22 protein-coding genes are annotated in these 25,188 nt (G+C 71.6%); 15 read left to right on the plus strand and 7 right to left on the minus strand.

Going from position 1 to position 25,188, the window contains the following annotated elements; all coding sequences use genetic code 11:
* Positions 1–118: 118 nt before the first annotated feature.
* Both QQZ13_RS10590 and QQZ13_RS10595 read right to left on the minus strand, forming a co-directional pair.
* Positions 119–1,000, minus strand: a complete 882-nt coding sequence (locus tag QQZ13_RS10590; RefSeq protein WP_284529030.1) for a Cof-type HAD-IIB family hydrolase — start codon at positions 998–1,000, stop codon at positions 119–121.
* Positions 1,001–1,081: 81 nt separating this feature from the next.
* Positions 1,082–1,720: a LysE family translocator gene (locus QQZ13_RS10595; RefSeq protein WP_284529031.1), complete on the minus strand. Its 639-nt coding sequence runs from the start codon at positions 1,718–1,720 to the stop codon at positions 1,082–1,084.
* A gap of 121 nt (positions 1,721–1,841) precedes the next feature.
* On the opposite strand from QQZ13_RS10595, the gene QQZ13_RS10600 reads away from it, so the two are divergent.
* Positions 1,842–2,708, plus strand: a complete 867-nt coding sequence (locus QQZ13_RS10600; protein WP_284529033.1) for a helix-turn-helix domain-containing protein — start codon at positions 1,842–1,844, stop codon at positions 2,706–2,708.
* Between the two features lie 37 nt (positions 2,709–2,745).
* Here QQZ13_RS10600 and QQZ13_RS10605 read toward each other — a convergent pair whose 3' ends face one another.
* Complete coding sequence (locus QQZ13_RS10605; RefSeq protein ID WP_284529034.1) at positions 2,746–3,651, minus strand: hypothetical protein; 906 nt, start codon at positions 3,649–3,651, stop codon at positions 2,746–2,748.
* Between the two features lie 254 nt (positions 3,652–3,905).
* On the opposite strand from QQZ13_RS10605, the gene QQZ13_RS10610 reads away from it, so the two are divergent.
* Positions 3,906–5,879 carry a sigma-70 family RNA polymerase sigma factor gene (locus QQZ13_RS10610; RefSeq protein ID WP_284529035.1) on the plus strand — a complete coding sequence of 658 codons (1,974 nt, stop codon included), beginning with the start codon at positions 3,906–3,908 and terminating at the stop codon, positions 5,877–5,879.
* Between the two features lie 22 nt (positions 5,880–5,901).
* Here the strand turns inward: QQZ13_RS10610 and QQZ13_RS10615 are convergent, their stop codons facing one another.
* From QQZ13_RS10615 to QQZ13_RS10625, 3 genes are all read right to left on the minus strand, one after another.
* Complete coding sequence (locus QQZ13_RS10615; RefSeq protein WP_284529036.1) at positions 5,902–7,320, minus strand: glycoside hydrolase family 1 protein; 1,419 nt, start codon at positions 7,318–7,320, stop codon at positions 5,902–5,904.
* A gap of 100 nt (positions 7,321–7,420) precedes the next feature.
* The gene (locus QQZ13_RS10620; RefSeq protein ID WP_284529037.1) at positions 7,421–9,286 is read right to left on the minus strand and encodes a beta-glucoside-specific PTS transporter subunit IIABC; all 1,866 of its coding nucleotides are present in this window, start codon (positions 9,284–9,286) and stop codon (positions 7,421–7,423) included.
* Positions 9,287–9,485: 199 nt separating this feature from the next.
* Positions 9,486–10,400, minus strand: a complete 915-nt coding sequence (locus QQZ13_RS10625) for a PRD domain-containing protein (protein WP_284529038.1) — start codon at positions 10,398–10,400, stop codon at positions 9,486–9,488.
* A 232-nt stretch (positions 10,401–10,632) separates the two neighbouring features.
* Here QQZ13_RS10625 and QQZ13_RS10630 point away from each other — a divergent pair, with 232 nt between their 5' ends.
* From QQZ13_RS10630 to QQZ13_RS10680, 11 genes are all read left to right on the plus strand, one after another.
* A complete protein-coding gene (locus QQZ13_RS10630) occupies positions 10,633–12,219 on the plus strand; it encodes an ABC transporter substrate-binding protein (RefSeq protein ID WP_284529040.1) in 1,587 nt (528 codons plus the stop codon).
* A gap of 72 nt (positions 12,220–12,291) precedes the next feature.
* Positions 12,292–13,638 (plus strand): M14 family zinc carboxypeptidase, encoded by a 1,347-nt coding sequence (locus QQZ13_RS10635; RefSeq protein WP_284529042.1) that lies wholly within the window; start codon positions 12,292–12,294, stop codon positions 13,636–13,638.
* Complete coding sequence (locus tag QQZ13_RS10640) at positions 13,635–14,567, plus strand: ABC transporter permease (protein WP_284529045.1); 933 nt, start codon at positions 13,635–13,637, stop codon at positions 14,565–14,567. Before QQZ13_RS10635 ends, QQZ13_RS10640 begins: the two co-directional genes overlap by 4 nt.
* Positions 14,560–15,450, plus strand: a complete 891-nt coding sequence (locus QQZ13_RS10645; protein WP_284529047.1) for an ABC transporter permease — start codon at positions 14,560–14,562, stop codon at positions 15,448–15,450. The genes QQZ13_RS10640 and QQZ13_RS10645 overlap by 8 nt, the downstream gene beginning before the upstream one ends.
* Positions 15,447–16,871, plus strand: coding sequence for a serine hydrolase (locus tag QQZ13_RS10650; protein ID WP_284529048.1), 1,425 nt, complete (start codon positions 15,447–15,449; stop codon positions 16,869–16,871). Before QQZ13_RS10645 ends, QQZ13_RS10650 begins: the two co-directional genes overlap by 4 nt.
* Before the next feature lie 5 nt (positions 16,872–16,876).
* A complete protein-coding gene (locus QQZ13_RS10655; RefSeq protein WP_284529049.1) occupies positions 16,877–17,386 on the plus strand; it encodes a GbsR/MarR family transcriptional regulator in 510 nt (169 codons plus the stop codon).
* Positions 17,383–19,008 carry an ABC transporter ATP-binding protein gene (locus QQZ13_RS10660; protein WP_284529050.1) on the plus strand — a complete coding sequence of 542 codons (1,626 nt, stop codon included), beginning with the start codon at positions 17,383–17,385 and terminating at the stop codon, positions 19,006–19,008. The genes QQZ13_RS10655 and QQZ13_RS10660 overlap by 4 nt, the downstream gene beginning before the upstream one ends.
* A 29-nt stretch (positions 19,009–19,037) precedes the next feature.
* Positions 19,038–20,261, plus strand: a complete 1,224-nt coding sequence (gene rlmN, locus QQZ13_RS10665; protein ID WP_284529051.1) for a 23S rRNA (adenine(2503)-C(2))-methyltransferase RlmN — start codon at positions 19,038–19,040, stop codon at positions 20,259–20,261.
* 29 nt (positions 20,262–20,290) lie between these two features.
* A complete protein-coding gene (locus QQZ13_RS10670; protein WP_284529053.1) occupies positions 20,291–21,304 on the plus strand; it encodes an aldo/keto reductase family protein in 1,014 nt (337 codons plus the stop codon).
* Positions 21,305–21,324: 20 nt separating this feature from the next.
* Entirely contained in the window at positions 21,325–21,804 is a 480-nt protein-coding gene (locus tag QQZ13_RS10675; RefSeq protein WP_284529054.1) for an NUDIX domain-containing protein, read from the plus strand.
* Between the two features lie 37 nt (positions 21,805–21,841).
* Entirely contained in the window at positions 21,842–22,204 is a 363-nt protein-coding gene (locus QQZ13_RS10680; protein ID WP_284529056.1) for a VOC family protein, read from the plus strand.
* A gap of 15 nt (positions 22,205–22,219) precedes the next feature.
* Here the strand turns inward: QQZ13_RS10680 and QQZ13_RS10685 are convergent, their stop codons facing one another.
* The gene (locus QQZ13_RS10685; protein ID WP_284529057.1) at positions 22,220–22,753 is read right to left on the minus strand and encodes a ribonuclease H; all 534 of its coding nucleotides are present in this window, start codon (positions 22,751–22,753) and stop codon (positions 22,220–22,222) included.
* Between the two features lie 177 nt (positions 22,754–22,930).
* Between QQZ13_RS10685 and QQZ13_RS10690 the strand changes: the two genes are divergently transcribed.
* Both QQZ13_RS10690 and QQZ13_RS10695 read left to right on the plus strand, forming a co-directional pair.
* The gene (locus tag QQZ13_RS10690) at positions 22,931–23,560 is read left to right on the plus strand and encodes a GntR family transcriptional regulator (protein ID WP_284529058.1); all 630 of its coding nucleotides are present in this window, start codon (positions 22,931–22,933) and stop codon (positions 23,558–23,560) included.
* Entirely contained in the window at positions 23,557–25,098 is a 1,542-nt protein-coding gene (locus tag QQZ13_RS10695) for an MmgE/PrpD family protein (RefSeq protein ID WP_284529060.1), read from the plus strand. The genes QQZ13_RS10690 and QQZ13_RS10695 overlap by 4 nt, the downstream gene beginning before the upstream one ends.
* Positions 25,099–25,188 lie beyond the last annotated feature (90 nt).

The raw sequence follows: 25,188 nt of genomic DNA on the forward strand, positions 1-25,188 counted from the left end.
CGACTCGGCTCGAGTGGGTGGCACTCGTTGCCGCCTCGACGTGAGGTGGTGGCAGTCGTTGCCGCCTCGGCGCGCCGGAAGCGACGACGACTGCCACGTCGCGGGCTGGCCGGGGTGCTCAGATCAGGTCGAGTGCGACGAGCGCGTTGTGCACCCCGTCGTCGAGCACACCCGTCGTGACGTGGTCGGCGAGTGCCTGCAGCTGCGGATCGGCTCCGGCCATGGCCACCGAGGTGCCGCACACCTGGAACATCTCGACGTCGTTCCAGCTGTCGCCGATGCCCACCGCGTCGGCGGCGTCGAGGCCGAGCTGATCGAGGATCTCGAGGATGGCCGCGCCCTTGTTGATGCCGCGCAGCGAGATCTCGCCGTTGGAGCCCCCGGGCATCGGCATGCTCCCCGGGATCACGTGGAAGCGCTCGCCCAGCTCCGCCTGCATGTGGTCGACGCTGTCGGAGCGCTCGCTGACGAACACGGCCTTCGCGATCGCGTCCATCGGCGCCTCCGCGAGCGGGCGGTACCGGTCGGAGGCTTCGCGCAGCACCGCGTCGAGCAGGTCGTCGTCGTCGACGCCGAGGTGCTGCAGGTCCTCCGCTCGGCGCGCGGCGCGCTGACGCAGGAAGCCGGACATCAGGGAGAGGATGCCCGGGCTGGCGAACACGCCCTCGTGCGACTGCAGGAAGTACTGGATGCCGCCCTCCTCGAAGGTGCGGATCAGTCGCTCCACGTCCTCGCGCGGCATGGTGTGCTGCAGGACGAGCTCGCCGCCGCGGGTGGCGAACCCGCCGCCGTTGGTGATGGCGCCGTCGAACCCGATCGCGCGCACGTCGGGATGGATGTCGCCGTCCGAGCGTCCCGTGCACAGGTAGACGAGGTGCCCCCGGGCCCGGGCGGCGCGGATCGCCGACACCGTCGAGGGGGCGATGACCGTCCCGTGCTCGAGGATCGTCCCGTCGACGTCGATGAACACGATGCGCGAGGGGGATGCCGGGGAAGTCACATGCTCCATCCTCTCAGCCCCGGATGAACGGCTCCTGCACGCGGGCGGCTCCCGGCCGCACCCGGCGGAGGGCGAACGGGCTCAGTGCCTGGGTCCGGTGACCAGCAGGACGCCGCCGAGACCGATCATCATCCCGCCGCCGGTCGCCGTCAGGGTCTCGATGCGTCGCGGGGACCGCGCGAACCAGGTGCGCGCCGCTGCGGCCGCGAACACCCAGACGCTGTCGGAGACGAGTGCGAGCACCGCGAAGACGAGGCCGAGCTCCATCATCTGCCACGGCACGCCGCCCGCGCGGACGTCGACGAACTGCGGCAGCACGGCCACGAAGAACGCGATGGTCTTGGGGTTGGTGACACCCACGAGGAACCCCTGCCACAGCTGACGGCCGTGGGAACGGGGCAGGCCTGCGATCTCCACCTCGCGGCCGGCGTCCTTGCGGTGACGGATCGCCTGCACGCCGAGATACACGAGGTACAGCGCCCCGGCGATCTTCAGCGCGGTGAACAGCTCGACGGAACGGGCCACGATGCCGCCGACCCCGAGGGCGACCAGCGCGACGATCGGGACGAGCGCGAGGGTCACCCCGGCCACGCTCAGCAGGCCCCCCGTGCGGCCGAGCGCCAGGGTGCGGCCGACCGAGAACAGCACCGCCGGGCCGGGGATCACGATCAGCACGATCGCGGCGAGCGTGAAGGCGAGGAGGTTGTCGAGCGGGACCACAGCGCTCAGCGTAGACCGCACTCCCGGCGGCGTCATACGTCCGACGGTTCGGAGTCCTTTCAGGTGCGCGCGCGCAGACCGGCACCGCGCGACCGATCCGGACGGGTCGACAGGGGGAGATGTGGACGAGACGACGCCGCGCTCGGCGACCGCCGAACGCGCACAGGCCGCGCACGCGATGAGGCGCACGCGGGAGCACCTGGGACTCAGCCAGGAGCGGCTCGCGCGCCGGGCGGGGGTGAGCGTGCGCACCATCCGCTCGCTCGAGCTGTCGGCGACCGAGAGCCCGCGCGCCGACACGCTGTCGCGCATCGCGTCTGCCCTCGACCTCGACGCCGTCAGCCGCGGGCGCGTGATGGCGGCCTGGGGCCACCGGAACGACCCGGGGGTCGAGCCGTTCTCGTTCGGCCGGTCGTCGCTGCTCGACGAGGCGCGGCGGTTCTCGTCGGCGGTGACGCTGCTGCATGTCGACCAGACCGTGAGCGTCGGGCCGCTGCGCACGCAGCTCGCGACGACGACGCGGCTGACGGGGCGCGTCCGGTGGGGGACGGTCACGCACGCCTACTTCGTGGCGGAGCCCGATCCGCGTCCGGCCGTGTTCGATCTCGCCGACCTCGACGGGTGCGCCGTCAGCGCCGACGAGACCGCGGGCAACGGCGTGCGGGTGGTGCGTCTGGCGCTGGAGTCGCCGACGCGCGAGCACGACGTCTTCACGCTCTCGTACACGCAGCTGCGCCGGCCCTCGCAGGCGGCGGCGCCCGCGGTGGATCACGCGGGGTGCGGATTCCAGACCCCGACGGAGCTGTACACCCTGCGCGTGCGCTTCGACGTGCACGCCCTCCCGCAGCGCGTGCACCAGTGCACCCAGAACCAGCCCTTCGCCGAGCGTCGCGCGGTGCGGGCGGTCCCGCTGTCGCGCGCGGGCAGCGCCCTGCTGGCGCTGGAGCGCCCCCGGCGCGGCGCCCACTCGCTGTGGTGGCAGTTCTGACCGCTGCGGTCGCCGCCGGCGGCGTCCGGCACAGGGATCAGACGGACTCCTCGGCCGCCGCGAGGTCGGCCAGCAGGTGGCGCACCCGGTGCTCGGGCACGAGCACCGGCCCGAGGGAGTACTCGAACCCGTCGCAGTCGAGCACGGTGAGGGCCGATCGCGTGAGACCGGGAGCGGGGAGCTCCTCCGGTGACCTCCCCGTGAAGCGCACGTCGTCGAACACGGCGGCCGTCGTCGGGCGCCGCGCCCGCGCCGGCGCCGCGCCCGCACGGTAGCGCACGCCGGCCTCGGGCCCGATCTCGGCGTCCACCAGCAGCACCCCGAGGTGGGCGAGGAGTGCGCCGGCGCACCCGGCCGCGATGACGCAGTGCGGGCAGCCCGACGCGTGCTCCCGCAGGCGCGCCGCGAGCGGACCGCGCGGGGTCAGCAGCTCGTGCCGGCGGACCCGTGCGCACTCCCCGCGAAGCCCGCGCTCGCGGGCGAGGGTCAGCCAGCGCCGGTAGAGCGCCCGCCGGCTGGCCGCCACCCGGCGGGCGAGGCGGGACTCGGGGATCCCCAGCAGGACGGCGAGCTCACACGGATCGAGGTGCTCGGCGGCCGTGTACCAGAGGAGCGTGCGCGAGCGGGCGGGCAGGGCGGCGTAGGCCCGGAGGATCGGCGACCGCCGGTCGAACGTGCCCTGCGCGAGGATCAGTCGGCCGACGATCCGCAGCACGTGCCGGCGGACCGGATCGGCCGGGTCGGCGCGGCGGCGCAGGGCCGTCGCCGTCGCGGCGCGCACGAGCGCGAGGTCTTCGTCCGGTGCGGCTCCGACGGCATCGATCGCGCGTCGCGCAGCGCCCTCGTGACGTGCCCAGAGCGCGGCGAAGGCTGCCGCATCGCCGTTCCTGACCAGCCGCGTGAGCTGTGCGTCCGAGTGCGTCGGCGCGTCGCCATCCGGCATCGAGGGCCTCCCTTCCGGCGGGATCTCGGGTCCGATCCGTCGCCTGGGGGACTCCGCTCCCGTCGCGCTATGACGCGCCGCGGGTCGGTAAGAAGATTCTCGCCGCGCCCCGTCATCATCGCGTCCCGGCGGCGTCTCTATCTGTACCGCCCGGATCACAGGGCGATTCCGGCCGGTGCCGGATGTCACGCGCTCGGATGCGCCTTCTCCCGAACACGGGCGCATCCGCTCCGACCCGAGGAACGACACACGCCATGACGGATGAGCCTTCGCTGCGCAGGGGATGGCGTGCGGCCGACGTGTCCGATGCCGAGCTCGTGGAGGCGACGCGCGGCGGCGATCGCTCCGCCTTCGCCGCGCTCTGGGCGCGTCATGCCGACGCCGCCCACCGGGTGGCCCGGGCGGTCGCCTGGACCAGCGAGCCCGACGACCTCGTGTCCGAGGCGTTCACGCGGATCCTGCGCGCGACCTCCGCCGGCGGCGGGCCGACCGAGGCCTTCCGCCCCTATCTGTTCACCACGATCCGCAACATCGCCACCACGTGGGGCAAGGACCAGCGCACCGTCTCGATCGACACCCTCGACGACAGCGCCGACGACAGCATCCCCGATCCCGGATCGCTTATCGCCGAGAGGACCTCGCTGAGTCGTGCGTTCGCGACGCTGCCCGAGCGGTGGCGCACCGTGCTCTGGTATCTCGAGGTCGAGGGGCTCTCTCCCCGTGAGATGGCCCCGATGCTCGGCATGAAGCCCAATGCCGTCGCCGCGCTGTCGTACCGCGCGCGCGAGGGATTCCGCAAGGCCTGGCTGGCGCAGCACGTCGACGACGGCGACCGGCCGGCCGAGTGCCGCTGGGTTACCGGCGAGCTCGGCAGGGCGGAGGGCGAGCCGCTGTCCCGCTCCACCCGCCGCCGCCTCGACGAGCACCTCGACGACTGCGCGTCGTGCCGTGTGGTCGCGGGCGCGGGGGCGGATGCCCGTCAGAACCTGCGCGCCGTGCTGCTGGTCGGCGTGCTGGGCGGCGCGGCCGCCGCAGCTTACGCTCAGTTGCATCCTCTGCCCGCCTCGGCCGCCGCAGCTCCGGCGCCTCTGGGTGGCGGAGCCGGTGTCCTCACGGCGGTGGGGGGAGTCGTCGTGGTGGCAGCGGCCGCTGCGGCGATCGTGTGGAGCGCCTCCGTCGCCGGACCGGGCGCCGGCCGCCCCGTCGCGGGCGCGGGTGGCCCGGGCCCCATCCCGGCGACCGTCTCCCCGTCCGCCGTCGAGCCCGTCGGAACGCCTGTCCCCGGGCTCACGCCGAGCATCACCGAGAGCCCGTCCGCGACGCCCGCTCCGCCCTTCCCCGTCGCACCCCTCAGCTCTCCGTCCGCCGAACCGGTTCCGACGGCTGAGCCGGCCGCGACGCCGACCGCCGAGCCGTCGCCGACTTCGACCGCGACGTCCACGCCGACCGCGACGCCGACGCCGACCGCGTCGCCCACTCCGACTCCGACGCCGACGCCCACGCCGACCGCGACGCCGACGCCGACCGCGACGCCCACGCCGACGCCGACCCCGACGCCGACCCCGACGCCGACCCCGACGTCGACGCCGACGCCGACTCCGACGCCCACGCCGACACCGACGCCGACACCGACGCCGACTCCGACGCCGACGCCGGTGGTGGCGGTCGCCCTCGGCCCCGTCGACACGGCCGCCGCAGTGCCCGCTCCGCTGAGCGGAACGGGCGAGCCGGGGGCGGCGGTCGCCGCGGTGTCCTCGAGCGGAGCGCGCGTCGGGGAGTCCGTCGTGGCGGCGGACGGTACCTGGGCGATCCCGCTCGACGTCGACCTGCTCGACCGGGAATCGACGGTGCGCGTGAGTCAGCTGGTCGACGGCGCGGAGCACTCGACGGCCGGCCCGGTCGGCCCGTACGCCCTGCCGGCGCCCGATGTCACCGGACGCGAGGGCCTCACCGTCGCCCGCACGGACGAGGACGGCGACGGCGAGGCCGACGATGCGGCGGTCGTGCTGTCGGGCGAGTCCGGTCTGTCGGTCGTCATCGCGGTCGACGGGGTGTCGACCGGACGCCGCCATCTGCTCACCGGCGAGCCGCTGAACCGCTACATCCCCGACGTCGCCCTGGGCGAGCACACCCTCGGCGTGCGCTACGTCGATCCGGACTCGGGGCGGCTGGGCCGGCTGAGCGAGGTCACGATCCTCATCGTGGCCGCCGGAGTGGACGGGCCGTGACCTCGCCGAGCCTGTGCGCCGTTCAGGCGCGCAGGCTCGCGCCGTTGGTGCGGATGACCTCGGCGTACCAGTCGAACGACTTCTTCCGGTAGCGCTCGAGCGTGCCGGACCCGTCGTCGTTGCGGTCGACGTAGATGAAGCCGTACCGCTTGCTCAGCTGGGCGGTCGATGCCGAGACGAGGTCGATGCAGCCCCACGTCGTGTAGCCGAGCAGGTCGACGCCGTCCTCGAGCGCTTCGCCGACGGCGTCGAGGTGCGCCTGCAGGTACGCGATGCGGTAGTCGTCGATCACGGTCCTCACCCCGTCGACCTCGACGAGCTCGTCCTTCGCGCCCAGCCCGTTCTCGACGATGAACAGCGGCTTCTGCCAGCGGTCCCAGAACTGGTTGAGCACGAGGCGCAGCCCCACCGGGTCGATCTGCCAGCCCCACTCCGACTCCTTGAGCGTGGGGTTCTTCACGCCGCCGAACAGGTTGCCCTCGCCGACCACGCGCTTGCTCTCGTCGACGGTCTCGCAGATCGAGGAGTAGTAGCTGAACGACACGAAGTCGACCGTGTGCTCCTTGAGCAGCGCCCGGTCCTCGTCGCTGATGTCGAGTTCCACGCCCTGCTCCCGCAGACTGCGCAGGTAGTAGCCGGGGTACTCGCCGCGCACGTGGATGTCGCCGAAGGCGAGGTTGACGCGCTCGGTCGTGAGCGCGGCGAACACGTCGTCGGGGTCCGGGGTCAGCGGGTAGACGGGCATGGACAGCACCATGCAGCCGATCTGCGCGTGGGGCGCGAGCTCGCGGGCGACCTTGGTGGCGAGCGCGGAGGCCACGAGCTCGTGGTGCACGGCCTGGTACAGGTCGGTCTTCGACAGCTGCTCCTTGGGCGTGTTGATGCCGCCGGACATGAACGGCGCGTGGATCACCGAGTTGATCTCGTTGAAGGTCAGCCAGTACTTCACGCGCGCGCCGTAGCGGGCGAACAGCACGCGGACATAGCGCTCGTAGAAGCCGATGAGGTCGCGGTTCACCCAGCCGTCGTACTGCTCTGCCAGGTGGAGCGGCGTCTCGTAGTGCGAGATCGTGACGAGCGGCTCGATGCCGTGCTTCTCCAGCTCGTCGAGCACGCGGTCGTAGAAGGCGAGGCCGGCCTCGTTGGGCTCGGTCTCGTCGCCCTTCGGGAAGATGCGGCTCCACGCGATGGAGAAGCGGAAGGTCCGGAAGCCCATCTCGGCGAAGAGGGCGATGTCCTCCGCGTAGCGGTGGTAGAAGTCGATGCCGACCTGCTTGAGGTTGTCGTCGGTGGGGCCCTCGGTGCGGGGCGTCATGATGCCCTTCGGCATGACGTCCTGGATCGACAGGCCCTTGCCGTCTTCGAGGTACGCGCCCTCCAGCTGGTTCGCGGCGGTCGCGCCGCCCCAGAGGAAGCCGTCGGGGAATCGGGTGGTGCTCATGGGTGGGTGTGTCTCCTGTTCGGGGGCGGGCGGGATGCCGCGCACGCGTCGTGCCGGCCATCCCGCCCACCGGTTGCTGCCGGCTGCGGGGCGCGACGTGCTACTTCGCCGCGGGTGCGGCCGTGGCGAGGGAGTCCACCGACACGGCGGTGAACAGCGAGTCGCCGTGGGCGATCGGGCCGGTGGCCGCGGCGGCGATCTCGGGATACAGGTCGAGGTTCGTGACGATGACGGGCGTCGTCAGGTCGTAGCCGGCCTTCTCGATCGCGTCGCCGTCGAACTCCACCAGCAGGTCGCCCGCCTTCACCTGCTGGCCCGCGGTGACCTTGACGGTGAAGTGCTGACCGCCGAGCTTGACGGTGTCGATGCCGATGTGGATCAGGACCTCGGCGCCGTCGGCGTGGCGCAGTCCGAACGCGTGCCCGGTCGGGAACGCGGCGACCACCGTGGCGTCGAACGGGGCGTAGACGGCGCCGGAGCGCGGCTGGACGGCCACGCCGCGACCCAGCGAACCGTCGGCGAAGGCCGCGTCGGGCACCTCGCTGAGAGGCACGACCGTGCCGTCGACCGGGCTCAGCACGGCGACGTCGTTCGCCGCGGCCGGCGCCGGCGCGGCGACCTCCTCCGGCTCCCGGAACCCGACGATGGCGGTGAGCAGGAACGGCAGGAGGATCGCGACGGCGAGGCCCAGGACGAGCATCAGCATGTTGCCGTTGCCGAAGAGCGCCGGGAGGGCGAGCCCCGAGGGCACGACGAACGCGGTCGAGAACACTCCGCCGAGGGCGATGATCGTGCCGCCGAGCGCACCGCCGGCGATGCCGAAGGCGAACGGCCGCTTCAGCGGCAGGTTGATGCCGTAGATCGCGGGCTCGGTGATGCCGGCGAGGAAGCCCGAGAGGGTGGCCGGCGCGGCGAGCGACTTGAGGTTCTTGTTCCGCGCGCGCACCCAGACGCCGGCGACGGCGGCGGCCTGCGCGAGGACGGCGGCGAACACGGGACCGATGAGCATGATCTGGCCGGTGGTCTGGTACTCGAGCGTGAAGAGGGGGACGAGGCCCCAGTGCAGGCCGAACATCACGAAGACCTGCCAGAGACCGCCCATCACGGCGCCGCCCAGCCACGGGAGGTACTCGAAGAGCCAGCCGATGCCGCCTCCCAGCCAGCCGCTGACGACCGCGGAGATCGGGCCGATGACGACGAAGACGATCGGCACGCCGACCAGGACGACGATCATCGGCGTCACGAAGCGGCGCACGGCGCCGGGGAGCGTGGCGTACAGGAAGCGCTCGGCGTGCGACTGCAGCCAGACGATGACGATGATCGGGATGACGCTCGAGACGTAGGTGACCATCGTGAAGGGGATGCCGAAGAACGTGAGGTCGGGCTGGCCCACGAGCGGGGTGATCGTCGGGTACAGCAGCGCCGCCGCGATCGCGAAGGCGGTGAACTCGTTCGCCTTGAAGTACCGCGCGGCCGTGAAGGCCAGGGCGAGCGGCAGGAAGTTGATGAACGCGTCGGAGAGCGCGTTGAGGATGACGTAGGTGGTGGTCGTCGTATCGATCCAGCCGAAAGTCACCGCCGCGGCGAGGAACGCCTTCAGCAGGCCGGTGCCGGCCAGGGCCCACAGCAGCGGGGTGAAGATCGCCGAGATCATGGAGATGAAGCGGTTGAACAGGCTGCCCTTCGGGCCGGAGGCCGCCTCCGCGGAGCCGCCGCCGATCCCGGAGATCTTGCCGATCTCGGCAAACACCTCGGGCACGTCGTTGCCGATCACGACCTGGTACTGGCCGCCGGACTGCGCCGTGGTGATGACGCCCGGCGTGGCCTTCAGCGCCGTGGCGTCCGCCTTCGCCTCGTCCTTCAGGACGAAACGGAGCCTCGTCGCGCAGTGCACGAGCGACTGCACGTTCTCCTCGCCGCCGACACCGGCGAGGACGCCGGCCGCGGTCTTCGCGTAATCCGCCATTGGGATCCGCCTTCCTCTCGCCGCAGCTCTGCGGCAGTTCTGTGGTTCTCGCGAGGTCCGATCGCCCGCGTCAGGGCAAAAAAAAGACCTGGACTCGTTCACCCCACCGATCGGGAATCGGTGGTGATGTGAGTCCAGGTTTCGCCCGCAGTCGCGGTAACGATCCGGAGATCTCGGCAGGACGGTGGTCCTGCGGAGGTCAACCTACCACAGGCTCACCGGCGTCGCCACTGGTCACATGCGTGCGCAGCCGCTCGACGTGCACGATGAGGTAGAGCACCTCCTCGTCGGTGAGCGCCGCCTCGGTCGCGGCGAACACGTAGCGCTTGACCTCCTCGGCGATCGCGTGGGCCTGGGGGTAGCTGTGCTTGGCGAACTCGAAGAAGGAGCTGTCGTTGCCGACGAGCATGGTCCGGTTGACGAGGCGCTGCAGCAGGAACTGCACGTGGAGGATGAAGCGCGCGTAGTCGGCGCTGTCGGCGTCGAGCTTCACCCCCAGGCGCTGCTCGACGACGTCGACGACGTGCTGGAGACGCCGCAGCAGCAGGGCGGCGGTGCCGTTCGGCTCGTCGCGGGTGGCGTTGAGCAGATGCATCGTGAGGAAGACCGCCTCCTCGGGCGGCAGCGCCTGCCCGAGCGAGTCGGCCAGCGAAGCGGCCATGCGGTCGGCGGCGGCGAACTCGTGCGGGTACAGCACGCGCAGCTCCGGCATCGTGGTCGTCGGGATCCGGAGCCCCTGCGCGAGACGCTCCATCACGTAGTGCACGTGGTCGATGACGGCGATCGTGAGGTGCCGGTCGAGATGGCGCCCCAGCATCCGCTCGGCCTCGTCGACCGCGCGGGTGACGGCCTCGATCGTCGCGTACGGCACGTCGACGAGCAGGCGGCGCTCCCGCTCGCCCTGGGCCCCGCCGTCGAGGATGAAGGTCTTCTCGACCTTCGCCGGGTCGATCACGTCGTCGGGCTTCAGCTGGAACCCGAGCCCTCGGCCCATCAGCACGCGTTCCCTGCCGGACTCGTCGATGGCGATGACGACGTTGTTGTTGAGCACCCGATGCACCGGCACGGGGCGCACGGCGGGCGCCCGTCGGGCCGCCTCGCCGGGGGTGCTCATGCGCAGAAGTCTAGGAGGTCGCCGCGTCAGGGGAGCCGGCGCCGCGACATCCAGGTCGCGTTTCCGGATTGTAAAGGTTTCATTTCGTACTGAAAGTTCGAAAAGCTCAGCCCCTATGGTGAGCGTACGTACTCACCCGTACCGTCGCCAGGCCCGCGCAGCCCGGCCCGTGCTCCAACCCGGCACCCTCTTCCCGCACCATCCGTGTTTCAGCGATTCCTTGTGAGGAAAAATGAAAAAGAGGCTCCTCGCGGCGGCAGCAGCCGCCTCCGTCACCGCCCTCGCCCTCTCCGCCTGCAGCGCCGGCACCACTCCGACCGAGGGCGACGCCCCCACGGAGATCCGCGTCGCGGCGACCGATCCGCAGCTCATCATCCCCGGCCGTCAGTCCGTGGCCTACGACGTCAACATGGCGGTGTGGGCCCCGCTGGCGTTCCTGAACTCCGACGGGACGCTCGACTACGTCCAGGCCGAGTCGATCGAGTCCGACGACGCGATCACCTGGACCGTCACCCTCCGCGACGGGTGGACGTTCCAGGACGGCACGCCCGTGACGGCCGAGGCCTACGTCGACAGCTGGAACGCCGTCGCCTACGGCCCCAACGCGTTCGAGAACTCCGGTCAGCTCGCCAACATCGTGGGCTACGCCGACCTGAACCCCGCCGAAGGCGAGCCGTCGACCGAGGAGATGTCGGGTCTCGCGGTCGTCGACGAGCTCTCCTTCACCGTGGAGCTCACGGGCGCCGACAGCCAGTTCCCGCTGCAGGTGACCCAGGCCCAGACCGCGATGTTCCCGATGCCGGAGTCCGCGCTCGAGGACTTCGACGCCTACAACACGCATCCGATCGGCAACGGGCCGTTCGCCTTCGCCGAGGACTACGTCGAGAACGAGCCGATCGTCCTCGAGGCCTACGACGACTACCAGGGCGAGAAGCCCACGGTGGACCGCATCACCTTCGTCCCGTACACCGACAGCGAGACCGCCTACACGGACGTGCTCGCCGGCAATCTCGACGTGGCGGGCGTGCCCGCCTCCAAGCTCACCCAGGCCGGCGGCGACTTCGGCGACCGGCTGTACTCGTTCGAGGCCCCCGGGATCTCGTTCCTCGGACTCCCGCTGTGGAACGACGCGTACGACGACATCCGCGTGCGTCAGGCCATCTCGATGGCCATCGACCGCGAGGCGATCATCGACGTGATCTACGGCGGCACCTACGACCCCGCCACGGCATGGACCCCGGCGATCGAGCCCGGGACGCCGACCGGCATCTGCGGCGAGTACTGCGAGTACGACCCGGAGGCGGCCAAGGCGCTGCTCGACGAGGCCGGCGGCTTCGACGGCTCGCTCGAGATCTACTTCCCGGGTGGCGGCGGACTCGACCCGCTGTACGAGGCGATCGCCAACCAGCTGCGCCAGAACCTCGGCATCGAGGCCACCGCGAAGCCGAGCGCCGACTGGGCGGAGTTCCTCCAGAACCGCAACGACGAGAACATCGACGGGCCGTTCTTCTCGCGCTGGGGTGCGCTGTACCCCAGCCAGCAGGCCACCCTCCGCGTGTTCTTCATCGAGGGCGGGGGATGCACCAACTGCATCCCCTGGTACAGCGACGAGGTCGCCGATGCGATCGCGGCCGCCGACGCGGATCTGTCCACCGACGGCTCGGCCTACGCCGAGGTGCAGGAGCTGATCCAGGCGGAGTTCCCGGCCGTGCCGCTGTTCTTCGAGAAGTACTCCTACGTCACGTCGGAGCGGGTCGCCGATCTGGTCACGTCACCGGTCGGCAACCCCACCTACCGGTCGATCGTCCTCGACGACTGACACCGCGGTGCGGAGCGTCCACCCCCCGGGGCGCTCCGCACCCCCCGTGACCACCCAGCCACGAGAGCTTCCATGACGCACGATCCCCTCCTCTCGCTCGCGCAGCGACTGCCCGCGATCGACGGCTTCCCCACCGTCGACGAGCTGCGAGCCGATCTGCTCGCCCTCTGCGACGCGCACCCCGATCGGCTGCGCCACGCGGTCATCGGCCGCTCCCGGCTCGGCGGTCCCATCGACCACGTCGCCGTCGGCGACGGACCCCTGCAGGTCGTCGTCGCCGGGGGCGTCCACCCCAACGAGCCGATCGGCTTCCGCACGGTCCAGCAGCTCGTCCGGCTGCTGCTCGAGGCCCCCGAGCTGACCGCGCTGAACGCCACCTGGCACATCGTCCCGTGCGTCGACCCCGACGGCGCACGCCTGAACGAGTCCTGGTTCGCCACAGCCGACCGCCGTGCGTACTTCACGGGCTTCTACCGCCCGGCGCCGGGGGAGCAGGTCGAGTGGTCGTTCCCGTTCGACTACAAGGAGGCGTGGTTCGACCGTCCGATCCCCGAGACGCGCGCGCTGATGGCGCTGTTCGACCGCGTGCGGCCCGACGTGTTCGTGGGCCTCCACAACGCCGAGTTCGGCGGCGTGTACTTCTACCTCAACCAGGACGACGCGGTTCTGGCCCGCGAGCTGCGCGATCTGCCCGCCGCCTTCGGGCTGCCGCTGGATGTGGGAGAGCCGGAGATGGACGGCCTGGCGCGTCTCGACGACGCGGTCTTCCGTGCGCCGCTCGCCCGCGAGCGGTACGACCATCGCGAGGCGCGCGGCCTTCCCCCCGAGACCCGTTCCGGTGGCGCGGGCACCGCCGACTACCTCGAGCGCTACGGAACGACGACGATGATCGCCGAGCTCCCGTACTGGACGCACCCCGACGCCGCCGACACGAGCCCGACGTCGCGCAGCTACCGCGACGTCGTCGCCCAGAAGGCGGACGAGCTGGAGGAACTCCACCTGCTGCTGCAGCGGGTGCTCGACGACGTCCGTCCGGCGCTCACGATCGACACGCCCTTCCGCCGGGCCAGCGAGGCGTTCGTGCCCGGCATGGGCGAGGCCGCGCAGGCCGAGCGGGCGCGGCTGCGCGATCCGGCTCTCCAGCGCCCCGCGACGGTGGCGGAGGTCTTCGGCAACCGCGAGGTGGCCCGCACCTTCCGGCTGCGCTTCGGCGGCATCCTGCGCCGGGCGCTCGCCGCCGAGATCGACGCCGGCGTGGCGCGCGAGCCGGTGCGGGCGGCGTGGGCCGAGATCGACACCGCATTCCGGGGATGGCTGGCCGCCGAGGCCGACACCGAGCTGGTGCCGGCGCCGGTCTCGGCGCTCGTGGGCGTCCAGCTCGCCGCGGTGCTGGCGACCGTGCGACGGAGGAACGGATGATCCTCGCGCGCCGGATCGGCGCACGCGTCGCGGAGTTCCTCCTCGTCTTCCTCGGCGTGACCTTCATCATCTACGCGACGGTCTGGGCGCTGCCCGGCGACCCCATCGGCGCCCTCGGGGGCGACCGGCCGCTGCCCGAGAACGTCGTGGCACAGCTGCGCGAGCAGTTCCACCTCGACGAGCCGCTGTGGCAGCAGTACCTGCGCTACCTCGGCGGACTCCTCACCGGCGACCTCGGCACGACGTTCTCGGGCGTCCCTGTCGCCGACCGGATGGCCTCCCGCTGGCCCGTCACGATCACGCTGGCGCTCACCGCCTGGGTGATCGAGGTGGCGCTCGGCGTCGCGCTCGGGCTCATCGCCGGCCTGCGCCGCGACAGCGCGATCGATCGCACCGTCCTGTTCGGCACCATCCTCGCCACCTCGATCCCGATCTTCGTGGTCGCCGTCTCGGCGCAGCTGCTCTTCGGGCTGCACCTCGGGTGGTTGCCGATCGCGGGCACCGACGCCGGCTGGCCCGTGGCGTACCTCCTTCCCGCCGCCGTCATCGCACTCTTCGGTCTCGCCTCCATTGCGCGTCTCATGCGCGGGAGCGTCATCGACTCGATGGATTCCGACTTCGTGCGCACGCTCCGCGCCAAGGGCATGCCGGGCTCGCGCATCGTCGGGCTGCACGTCATGCGCAATTCCGTCGCGCCCGTGCTGACCTTCGTCGCGATCGACCTCGGCTTCCTCCTCGGCGGCGCCGTGGTCGTCGAGGGGATCTTCAACCTCCCCGGAATCGGGCAGCTTCTCTTCAGCGCGATCCGCACCCACGAGGGCCCGACCGTCGTCGGTGTGGGCACCACGCTCATCCTGATCTTCCTCGTGCTGAACGTGGTGGTCGATCTCCTCAACTCGCTGCTGGACCCCCGGAGCCGTCATGACTGAGACCGCAGCGGCCGCCCTCGAGCACGTCACGGTGAGCCGGGGCGTGTGGACGAGCCTGCGACGCCGCGTCCTGTTCTGGATCAGCGCGGCCATCCTGGCCGTCCTCGCGGTGATCTCCCTCCTGCCGGAGGTCGTCGGAGGGCTGTTCGGCCAGCCCGACCCGCGCGCGTGCGAGCTGCGCGACAGCACGCAGCCGCCGAGCGCCGCGCACGTGTTCGGCACCGACCTGCAGGGGTGCGACATCTACGCGAACGTCATCCACGGTGCGCGCACGTCGCTGTTCATCGGTGTGACGGCCACGCTGATCGCGCTCGCCATCGCGATCGTCGTCGGCACGATCGCCGCCTACTTCGGCGGCTTCGCCGACGTCCTCGTCTCGCGACTGACCGACGTGTTCCTCGGGTTCCCCTTCATCCTCGGCGCCATCATCGTGCTCAACAGCGTGGGGGAGCGGACGCCGCTGATGGTGGCGGTCGTGCTCGCGGCCTTCAGCTGGCCGACCCTGGCCCGTCTCGTGCGCACCTCGGTGCGGACGGTGCGGAACATGGACTACATCAGCGCCGCCCGCGCCATGGGGATCTCCCACACCCGCACGCTCCTCACCCACGTGGTGCCGAATGCGATCGGCCCGGTCCTGGCGATCACGGCGACGATGGTCGGCAGCATCATCGTCGCCGAATCCACGCTCACCTTCCTCGGAGTGGGGCTGCGCTCGCCGTCGATCTCCTGGGGGCTGCAGATGGCGAACGCCCAGTCGTACTTCGGCTCGTCGCCGCACATGCTCGTCTTCCCCGCCCTCTTCCTCAGCGTGACCGTGTTCGCGCTGATCACCCTTGGCGACATCCTGCGGGATGCGCTCGACCCGAAAGGACGCCGACTGTGACCGTGAGCCCTCCCGAGGATGCCCGTCGACGGGACGCCGTGCGCGACGCGGCGCAGTACGCGGAGCGGTGGTTCGCGTTCGCCGGGGAGACCCGCCAGGTGCCCGGCATCCAGGCGGCGATCCGCTACCGCGGCGAGCTCGTGAGCGAGTTCGCGTGGGGTCGCGCCGACCTCGAGACCGGGGAGGAGCTGACCTCCCGGAGCCTGTTCCGCATCGCCTCGCACTCCAAGACCTTCACCGCCACCGCGGTCCTCCAGCTTGCCGAGCGGGGAGCGCTGCGGCTCGACGACACGGTCGCGCAGTGGGTGCCGGAGCTGGCCGAGTCGGAGCTGGCCGCCGTCACGGTGCGGGAGCTGCTCGCCCATCAGGGCGGGATCGTGCGCGACGGCCGAGACGCCGACTACTGGCAGCGGGGTGCGGCCTTCCCCGACCGGCAGCGCATCGTCGACATCTGTCGCACCGAGGGACGGATCTTCGCGCGCAACGAGCACTTCAAGTACTCCAACATCGCCTACTCGGTGCTGGGTCTCGTCGTCGAGGCCGCGTCGGGCTCCGACTACGACACGTTCACGCGCGAGAACATCTGCGTGCCGCTGGGGCTGGAGCGCTCGGGCTCGGAGTGGCAGGCGGCGCGCGCCGACGAGTACGCGTCGGGCCACACGGCGCGCTTCGCCCTCGGCGGCAGGCGGCGGGTGATCCCCCACGTCGACACGCGGGCCATGGCGGCGGCCACCGGCTGGTTCTCCACGGCGACCGAGACGAGCGCGTACCTGGCCGCGCACGCGCTGGGCGACGACCGGCTCCTGGGCGACGACAGCAAGCGGCAGGCCCAGTACCGCGTCTCGCGCATCGAGATCGGCGGCGCGCACCGGCACTACGGCCTCGGGTTCGAGCTGTTCGAGCTCGACGGCGCGCTGCTCGTCGGTCACAGCGGCGGATACCCCGGCCACATCACGCGGACCTGGCTCGACCCCGAGAACGACCTCGTGGTCAGCGTCTTCACCAATGCGATCGACGGGCCCGCCGACCTCCTCGCCACGGGCGCCATCGCGCTCCTGCGTCTGGCCCTCGCCCACGCGGACGACGACGACCGCATCGAGGGCGTCGAGGGTCGCTACGCGAGCCTGTGGTCGGTGCTCGATCTCGCCCACCTGGGCGGGGCGACCTTCGCCCTCCACCCGCAGCTCGACGACCCGGCGCGCCTGGCCGAGAAGGTGGAGACCGCTGCCGACGGAACCCTCCGCCAGCCTTCCCGCGCCAGCTTCGGCGCGGCGGGGGAGCAGGTGGAGGTGGCGCGCGACGGGTCGGGTGCGGTGGAATCGATCACGTGGAGCGGCATGTCGATGTGGCCGTTCGACGTGTTCACCGAGGCGATGGCTCAGCCGGACCCCGGACGGATCCTGGAGGGCATGGCACTGTGACGGACGTGGAGAAGGACGACGCGGCGCTCGACCTCGCCGAGGAGCTGCGCACCTTCGTGGAGGACTTCGCCTTCGCGTGGGGCGCCGCCGGCAACCCCCGGATGGACGGGCGCGTGCTCGGGCTCCTGCTGATCGTGGACCGGCCGTTCCTCTCGTCGGCCCAGATCGCCGAGATGCTCGGCGCGAGCGCCGGTGCGGTCTCCATGTCCACCCGTGCGCTGGTGAGCCTCGGGTTCCTCAAGCCCCACTCGCTCCCCGGAGACCGCAGCCGCTACTTCCGCGTGGAGGAGGACGTGTGGGGGAGCTTCCTGGCCGGGGAGCGCGACTACGCCCGCCGGATCACCTCGACGATCGATTACGGTCTGGACGTCGTCTCGGAGGATGCCGTCGGCCCGCGCACGCGACTGAACAACGCGCGGCGGTACATGATCTGGCTCGTGGGCTATCACCGCAAGATGCTCAGCGACTGGGAGGCCTACCGGGACTCCGGCGCCGACGAGGACGCGGACGCATGAGCACGCCGCTGCTGGAGGTCCGCCGCCTGTCCGTGGACTTCGTCGTCGGCACCGAGACGGTCGGCGCGGTCCGCGACGTCTCCTTCTCGCTCGATCGCGGCGAGGTGCTGGCTCTGGTGGGCGAGTCGGGCTCGGGCAAGAGCGTCACGGCGCTCTCGCTCGTCGGCCTCCTGCCGCGGGGCGCGCGCGTGCGCGGCGAGGCGCTGCTGGACGGCGAGGACCTCCTGGCCATGAGCGCACCCGCGCGGGCGCGGATCCGCGGCACCCGCATCGGCGTCGTCTTCCAGGACCCGGGGAGCGCGCTCGACCCCGTCTTCACGGTCGGCTCGCAGATCGAGGAGATGCTGATCGTCCACCGGCCGGAGATGACCCGGGCCGAGCGGCGCGCACGGGTGATCGAACTCCTCGAGCAGGTCGAGATCGCCGACCCGGAGCGGCGGATGTCGAGCTATCCGCATCAGCTGTCGGGAGGTCAGGCCCAGCGGGTCATGATCGCGATCGCGCTCGCGTGCGAGCCGGAGATCCTGATCGCCGACGAGCCCACGACGGCGCTGGACGTCACCGTGCAGCGCGAGGTGCTCGACGTGCTCCGCCGGCTGCGCGAGCGCATCGGCACCTCGATCATCATGATCACCCACGACATGGGGGTCGTCGCCGACATCGCCGACCGCGTCGTCGTGATGCGGGAGGGCCGTGTCGAGGAGGCGGCGGCGGTGCGCACGCTGTTCGCGGCGCCGCAGGCGGGATACACCCAGCGGCTCCTGGCCGCCGTCCCCCGGCTGGGGGCTCCCGAGCGACCCGCGCCCATCCCCGCGTCGGCGGTGCTCGACGTCGACGACCTCTCCGTCGTCTACGGGCGCGGGGCACGCGCGGTCGCCGCCGTGCACGGCGTCAGCCTCCGCGTCGGCGAAGGCGAGATCGTCGCCCTCGCCGGCGAGTCGGGGTCGGGCAAGTCGACGATCGGCCGATGCGCCCTCGGCCTCGCGCCGATCTCGGCGGGTGCCGTGCGCATCGACGGCGTCGACCTCGCGCGGGTGCGCGGCCGCCGCGCCGTGGCGGTGAAGCGGCGCGTGGGCGTCGTCTTCCAGAACTCCACCGCCGCGCTCGACCCGCGCCGCACCGTCGGCGATTCGATCGCCGAACCGCTGCACGTCCACGGCGGCCTCCGCGGCGCGACGCTCCACGCCCGGGTCGCCGAGCTGCTCGACGCGGTCGGCCTGCCGTCGGGGTGGCACCGTCGCTATCCGCACGAGCTGTCGGGCGGTCAGCGGCAGCGGGTGGCGATCGCCCGCGCGATCTCGCTGCGGCCGCGTCTGCTGATCGCCGACGAGCCCACGAGCGCCCTCGACGTCTCGGTGCAGGCGACGGTGCTCGACCTGCTGCGCGACCTCCAGCGCGAGCTGCGCTTCGCCTGCCTGTTCATCAGCCACGACCTCGCCGTCGTCGATGAGCTGTGCGACCGCATCGTGGTGCTGCAGGGCGGCCGCATCGTGGAGGAGGGCTCCCGGGGCGACGTGCTGCGGCGCCCGCGGCACCCCTACACGCGTGCCCTCATCGCCGCAGCGCCGGTGCCCGACCCTGTCGAGCAGGCGCGCCGCCGCGAGGCCGCCCTCGCAGGCTGATCCTCAGGCGGCTCGTCTACCCTGGATCCATGACCGAATCCACGCCCGTGCGCGCCACCGGACCCCGCCAGGTGCGCCCGCGCACCGAGGGGTGGACGCAGCGCACTGACGCCGACGGCAAGCCGCTCCTGCAGTTCGCGGCCCCCAAGAAGGGGATGCCGCCGGCGCACCTGGCCGACCTGACCCCCGAGCAGCGCGTCGAGCGCCTCAAGGAGCTCGGCATGCCGGGCTTCCGCGCGGCGCAGCTCGAGAAGCACTACTTCCAGCACTACACGTCCGACCCGGCCGCGATGACCGACCTGCCCGCCTCCGGGCGCGAGGAGTTCGTCGGGGCGATGCTGCCCCCGCTCCTCACCGAGGTGCGCCGGCTCGAGACCGACAAGGGCGACACGATCAAGTTCCTCTGGAAGCTCCACGACGGCGCACTCGTGGAGTCCGTCCTCATGCGCTACCCGGGCCGCATCACCCTCTGCGTGTCGAGTCAGGCCGGGTGCGGCATGAACTGCCCCTTCTGCGCGACGGGACAGGCCGGGCTCACCCGCAACATGTCGGCGGCCGAGATCGTGGAGCAGATCGTCCGCGCCAACCGCCTCATCGCGGACGGCTCGTTCGGCCCGGCCCACCACGAGGGCGAGCGGGTGACGAACATCGTCTTCATGGGGATGGGCGAGCCGCTGGCCAACTACAACCGTGTGATGCAGGCGGTGCGGACCATGGTCGACCAGAAGCACGGCCTCGGCATGAGCGCGCGCGGAGTGACGGTCTCGACGGTCGGCCTGGTGCCGGCGATCAACAAGCTCGCCGCCGAGGACATCCCCGTGACCTTCGCGCTGTCGCTGCACGCCCCCGACGACGGCCTCCGCGACGAGATGATCCCGATCAACTCGCGCTGGAAGGTCGATGAGGCCCTCGACGCTGCCCGCGGCTACTTCGAGAAGACGGGTCGCCGGGTCTCGATCGAGTACGCGCTCATCAAGGACATGAACGACCACGCCTGGCGGGCCGACCTGCTCGCCGAGAAGCTCAACGCACGCGGCCGCGGTTGGGTGCACGTCAACCCGATCCCGCTGAACCCGACGCCGGGCTCGGTGTGGACGGCGTCCGAGGTGCCGGTGCAGAACGAGTTCGTCCGACGGCTCAACGACGCCGGGATCCCCACGACCCTGCGCGACACTCGGGGCAAGGAGATCGACGGCGCCTGCGGGCAGCTCGTCGCGACCGAAGAGGATCGCGCGGCGGCTGCCACGGCCTGAGTGCCCTCCACCGCCACTAGCGTGGAGACATGGTCAATTATCGCTATCTCGGCAACAGCGGGTTCAAGGTCTCGGAGATCACCTACGGCAACTGGGTGACCCACGCCTCGCAGGTCGGCGACGACGCCGCGATCTCGACGGTGCACAAGGCGCTCGATCTCGGCATCACGTCGTTCGACACGGCCGACGCGTACGCCAACACCGCCGCGGAGGTCGTGCTGGGCAAGGCGCTCAAGGGGCTCGACCGCCCCGACTTCGAGCTCTTCACGAAGGTCTACTGGCCGACGGGCAAGAAGGGCCCCAACGATCAGGGCCTCTCCCGCAAGCATGTCTTCGACAGCATCAACGGGTCGCTGCGTCGCCTCGGAGTGGACTACGTCGACCTCTACCAGGCCCATCGCTACGACTACGAGACCCCCATCGAGGAGACGATGCAGGCGTTCGCCGACATCGTCCGCCAGGGCAAGGCGCTCTACATCGGGGTCAGCGAGTGGACGGCCGAGCAGCTGCGCGAGGGGCACGCCCTCGCGACCGAGCTGGGCTTCCAGCTCGTCTCCAACCAGCCGCAGTACTCCGCGCTGTGGCGCGTGATCGAGGGCAAGGTCATCCCGACCTCCGAGGAGCTCGGCATCTCGCAGATCGTCTGGTCGCCGATGGCGCAGGGCGTGCTGTCGGGCAAGTACCTGCCCGGCCAGCCGGTGCCGGCGGGGTCGCGCGCGACCGACGAGAAGAGCGGCGCGAACTTCATCCAGCGCTTCCTCGACGACGACGTGCTCACCGCCGTGCAGAAGCTGAAGCCGATCGCGGAGGAGGCCGGCCTCACCATGCCGCAGCTGGCGATCGCGTGGGTGCTGCACAATCCGAACGTCGCCGCCGCGCTCGTCGGCGCCTCGCGTCCCGAGCAGCTCGAGGACTCGGTGAAGGCCTCGGGCGTCGTGCTCGACGACGACACCAAGGCCGCGGTCGACGCGGCGCTGGCGCCGGTCGCCGTGACCGACGTCGAGCAGACCTACACCGTGTCGCCGAAGGGCCGCCCGGCCTGATCGGCCGGCGCGCAGACGCGATGCCCGCGACGAGCGCCGGCATCCTGCTCTATCGCCTCGACGGGGCGAGCGGGGTGTCGGTGCTCGTCGCGCATATGGGCGGTCCGTTCTGGTCCCGGAAGGACGACGGGGCGTGGTCGATCCCCAAGGGAGAGGTCGACGGCGACGAGGGGCTGCTCGACGCCGCCCGCCGCGAGTTCCGGGAGGAGCTCGGCATCGACCCGCCCGACGGCGAATATGCCGAACTCGGCACATTCGCCTACTCCTCCGGCAAGCGGGTCACCGTCTTCGTCACCGACGGCGCTGAGTTCACCGCCACGGAGTTCGAGTTCGGCACGTTCGAGCTCGAGTGGCCGCCGCGCTCGGGCCGGCGGCAGGAGTTCCCCGAGGTCGACCGCGTCGAGTGGATGTCGATCCCCGACGCACGCGATCGCCTCGTCGCGGGGCAGCGCCCGGCACTGGACCGCCTCGAAGAGCTGCTGGCGGACGTCGGAGCCTGAGGGCACACTGTCGGCACAGGGACGAGAGGACGACGCCATGGCGCACGGAGACATCACGCACATCGACATCCCGGTCAGCGACCTGACGAAGGGGGCGGCGTTCTACTCCGACCTGTTCGGGTGGCAGATCGCGGAGGTCCCCGGCTTCGAGGGCTACCCCATGTGGCAGGCCCCGAACCAGATCAGCGGCGGCGGTCTCGCGCCGCGTTCGGAAGGGTTCACCCAGCCGCGCTCCTACGTCGAGGTGGACTCGATCGACGAGACCATCGCGAAGGCCGAGGCCGCCGGCGGCGGGGTGGTGATGGCGAAGGACAACATCACCGCCACCAGCTGGTGGGCGATCATCGTCGACCCGGACGGCAACCACATCGGGCTCTTCGAGGGGTCGACCGGCATCTAGCCGGCCTGTGCCCCATCAGCGCTTGCGGGTGGGTGCCGCCGACACGTCGAGCTTCTCGTGGTGGCCGCTCAGCGACGACCAGGCGCTCGCCGTGCCCGTCGCCGCGTGCTCGGACGCGCGGACGGCCCGCTCGTCGGCCCATTCGTTGAGCACGTGGCCGCGGTGCCCGCGGACGTGCTCGAGGACGACATCGGGGAGGCCCGCGGCGCGGCGGGCGTCGCGCGCCACGATCAGCTGCTCGAGCAGGTCGCGGTTCTTGGTGGGCGCGCCCGTCGACGTCTTCCAGCCGCGCCGGCGGTGGGCGTCCATCCACGACGAGTAGGTGTCGATCGCGTACTTGGAGTCGGCCTGCACGACCAGCTCCCGCACGTCGGGGTGGTCCTCGATCGCCTTGAGTAGCCCGAGCAGCTCGCCGATGTTGTTGGTCCCCTCGGGAAGCGACCCCGCCGCCCAGTGTCCGTCCTCACCGACCCACGCCCAGCCGGTGGGGCCGGGATTGCCCTTGCAGGCGCCGTCTGTGGCCACGACGTAGCGGGAGGATTCGGTCACCCCTCGACGGTAGTCGATCCGCTCCACGCGAACGTGGCGCGAACGGTGGTCTCCCCGCTGCGGAGTGCGCCGGATGCGCCACATTCTCGCCGGATGTATACGCAGGGGCGAGGGAGGGGAAGGGGGAGGGGGGTGTGGGGGTGTTTGTGTATACAATGGGCAGGTCGAAGGGGGAGCATGCGAGCGGGTGAGCGGGCCTATCTGACGCTCCTCGACGAGATCCAGTCCGGCGTCCTGACCGCCGGCACCGTGCTCGGCGAGGTGGAGCAGGCCGCGCGTCTGGGCGTGAGCCGCACGCCGCTGCGCGAAGCCCTGGGCCGCCTCGCGGCCGACGGCCTGGTCATCCAGGCCTCGCCCCGCGTGACCGTCGTCTCCGAACTCGACGCCGACGACATCCGCGAGCTGTTCGAGCTGCGCCGCGCGCTCGAGGAGAGCGCGGCCCGGCTGGCCGCCCACCGCGGCGGCCGCGAGGTCTTCGCGGCGCTCGCCGCAGAGTTCTCCGCCATCGACACGGCGGGCGCCCCCGACGACTACTACGCGCTGATCGCACGTTTCGACGCCGCGGTCGACGCCGCCGTCTCGAACGACTATCTCGCCGGCGCTCTGCGGACCGTCCGCACCCACCTTGTGCGCGTCCGCCGGCTCGCCCGCGACAAGCCGGAGCGCCTGGCGGCCTCGGCGGGCGAGCACCGCATGATCGCCGCGGCGATCGCGGCCGCCGACGCCGACCTGGCCGCGCACACCACCCACGTCCACCTGCACAACGCCCTCACCGGCATCCTCGAGTCCCTGGAGGCCCCCGCATGACCGTCACCCATCACGTCCGCGTCCACCGCAGCGACGAGGAGCTGCCGCGCGAGCAGCAGCTCGCCCACGCGATCGCCGAGGTCGCCGTCGATCCCGTCGCCGTCGAGGCCGACGTGGTCGACATGATCGTCAACCGGCTCATCGACAACGCGGCCGTGGCCGCGGCCTCCCTCACCCGCGCTCCGGTCAGCGCCGCGCGTCAGCAGGCGCTCGACCACCCCGTCTCGCGAGGCGGCGACGGCGCCACCGTGTTCGGCGTGCCGGCGCAGACCCGGACGAGCCCCGAGTGGGCGGCCTGGGCCAACGGCGTCGCCGTGCGCGAGCTCGACTACCACGACACGTTCCTCGCCGCGGACTACTCCCACCCGGGCGACAACATCCCGCCGATCCTCGCGGTCGCCCAGCACGTCGGCGCCGACGGAGCCGCCCTCGTCCGGGGCATCGCGACGGGGTACGAGATCCAGATCGATCTCGTGCGCGCCATCTGCCTGCACCGCCACAAGATCGACCACGTCGCCCACCTCGGCCCGTCCGCCGCCGCGGGCATCGGCACCCTCCTCGGCCTCGACGTCGCCACGATCGAGCAGGCCGTCGCCCAGGCCCTGCACACGACGACGGCCACGCGCCAGTCGCGGAAGGGCGAGATCTCCACCTGGAAGGCGTACGCCCCGGCCTTCGCGGGCAAGATGGCCGTCGAGGCGGTGGACCGCGCGATGCGGGGGCAGACGTCGCCGAACCCCATCTACGAAGGCGAGGACGGCGTCATCGCGTGGCTGCTCGACGGCCCGGACGCGGCGTACGACGTGCCGCTCCCGGCGACCGGCGAGCCCAAGCGCGCCATCCTCGACTCGTACACGAAGGAGCACTCGGCCGAGTACCAGGCGCAGGCGTGGATCGACCTGGCGCGCAAGCTGCACCACGAGCACCCGTCCCTCCGACAGGCTCAGGGCCCCGGCGGGAGCGAGGTCGCATCGATCGTGCTGCACACGAGCCACCACACGCACTACGTGATCGGCTCGGGAGCGAACGACCCGCAGAAGTACGACCCGACCGCGTCGCGCGAGACGCTGGACCACTCCATCCCGTACATCTTCACCGTGGCCCTGCAGGACGGCGGCTGGCACCACGTGGACTCGTACGCGCCCGAGCGCGCGGCCCGCCCCGACACCGTCGCACTGTGGCAGAAGGTGACGACGGCGGAGGATGCCGAGTGGACGCGCCGCTACCACTCGGACGACCCCGCCGAGAAGGCGTTCGGCGGACGCGTCGTGATCACCTTCGCGGACGGGACCACGATCGTCGACGAGATCGCCGTCGCCGACGCCCACCCGCTCGGTGCGCGGCCGTTCGCCCGCGCCGACTACGTGCGCAAGTTCCGGCTGCTGGCCGAGCCGGTGCTCGAGCCGGCCGAGATCGAGCGCTTCCTGGCCCTCGTCGAGCGGCTCCCCGAGCTGAGCGCCGACGAGGTGCGGCAGCTGGGGTTCGTCGCCCGCCCGGGCGTCCTCGACGGGGCACCCGCCCCGAAGGGACTCTTCTGATGTCGCGCGCTGCGGTTCGGCGTTTCGTCTCGCTCCGCTCGCTCAACGACCGGGGGGACCGGTCTCCGGTCGTTGAGCGAGGCGCGCAGC

Origin of the sequence: Microbacterium sp. T2.11-28 (genome assembly GCF_950097975.1) — a bacterium.
Classification (GTDB): Bacteria; Actinomycetota; Actinomycetes; order Actinomycetales; family Microbacteriaceae; genus Microbacterium.

What these genes read in the sequence shown, in the direction of transcription:
- QQZ13_RS10605 (WP_284529034.1), bottom strand. Translation starts at nt 3,651, where the DNA reads ATGCCGGATGGCGACGCGCCGACGCACTCGGACGCACAGCTCACGCGG.
- QQZ13_RS10610 (WP_284529035.1), top strand. Translation starts at nt 3,906, where the DNA reads ATGACGGATGAGCCTTCGCTGCGCAGGGGATGGCGTGCGGCCGACGTG.
- QQZ13_RS10615 (WP_284529036.1), bottom strand. Translation starts at nt 7,320, where the DNA reads ATGAGCACCACCCGATTCCCCGACGGCTTCCTCTGGGGCGGCGCGACC.
- QQZ13_RS10620 (WP_284529037.1), bottom strand. Translation starts at nt 9,286, where the DNA reads ATGGCGGATTACGCGAAGACCGCGGCCGGCGTCCTCGCCGGTGTCGGC.
- QQZ13_RS10625 (WP_284529038.1), bottom strand. Translation starts at nt 10,400, where the DNA reads ATGAGCACCCCCGGCGAGGCGGCCCGACGGGCGCCCGCCGTGCGCCCC.
- QQZ13_RS10630 (WP_284529040.1), top strand. Translation starts at nt 10,633, where the DNA reads ATGAAAAAGAGGCTCCTCGCGGCGGCAGCAGCCGCCTCCGTCACCGCC.
- QQZ13_RS10635 (WP_284529042.1), top strand. Translation starts at nt 12,292, where the DNA reads ATGACGCACGATCCCCTCCTCTCGCTCGCGCAGCGACTGCCCGCGATC.
- QQZ13_RS10640 (WP_284529045.1), top strand. Translation starts at nt 13,635, where the DNA reads ATGATCCTCGCGCGCCGGATCGGCGCACGCGTCGCGGAGTTCCTCCTC.
- QQZ13_RS10645 (WP_284529047.1), top strand. Translation starts at nt 14,560, where the DNA reads ATGACTGAGACCGCAGCGGCCGCCCTCGAGCACGTCACGGTGAGCCGG.
- QQZ13_RS10660 (WP_284529050.1), top strand. Translation starts at nt 17,383, where the DNA reads ATGAGCACGCCGCTGCTGGAGGTCCGCCGCCTGTCCGTGGACTTCGTC.
- rlmN (WP_284529051.1), top strand. Translation starts at nt 19,038, where the DNA reads ATGACCGAATCCACGCCCGTGCGCGCCACCGGACCCCGCCAGGTGCGC.
- QQZ13_RS10670 (WP_284529053.1), top strand. Translation starts at nt 20,291, where the DNA reads ATGGTCAATTATCGCTATCTCGGCAACAGCGGGTTCAAGGTCTCGGAG.
- QQZ13_RS10675 (WP_284529054.1), top strand. Translation starts at nt 21,325, where the DNA reads ATGCCCGCGACGAGCGCCGGCATCCTGCTCTATCGCCTCGACGGGGCG.
- QQZ13_RS10680 (WP_284529056.1), top strand. Translation starts at nt 21,842, where the DNA reads ATGGCGCACGGAGACATCACGCACATCGACATCCCGGTCAGCGACCTG.
- QQZ13_RS10690 (WP_284529058.1), top strand. Translation starts at nt 22,931, where the DNA reads ATGCGAGCGGGTGAGCGGGCCTATCTGACGCTCCTCGACGAGATCCAG.
- QQZ13_RS10695 (WP_284529060.1), top strand. Translation starts at nt 23,557, where the DNA reads ATGACCGTCACCCATCACGTCCGCGTCCACCGCAGCGACGAGGAGCTG.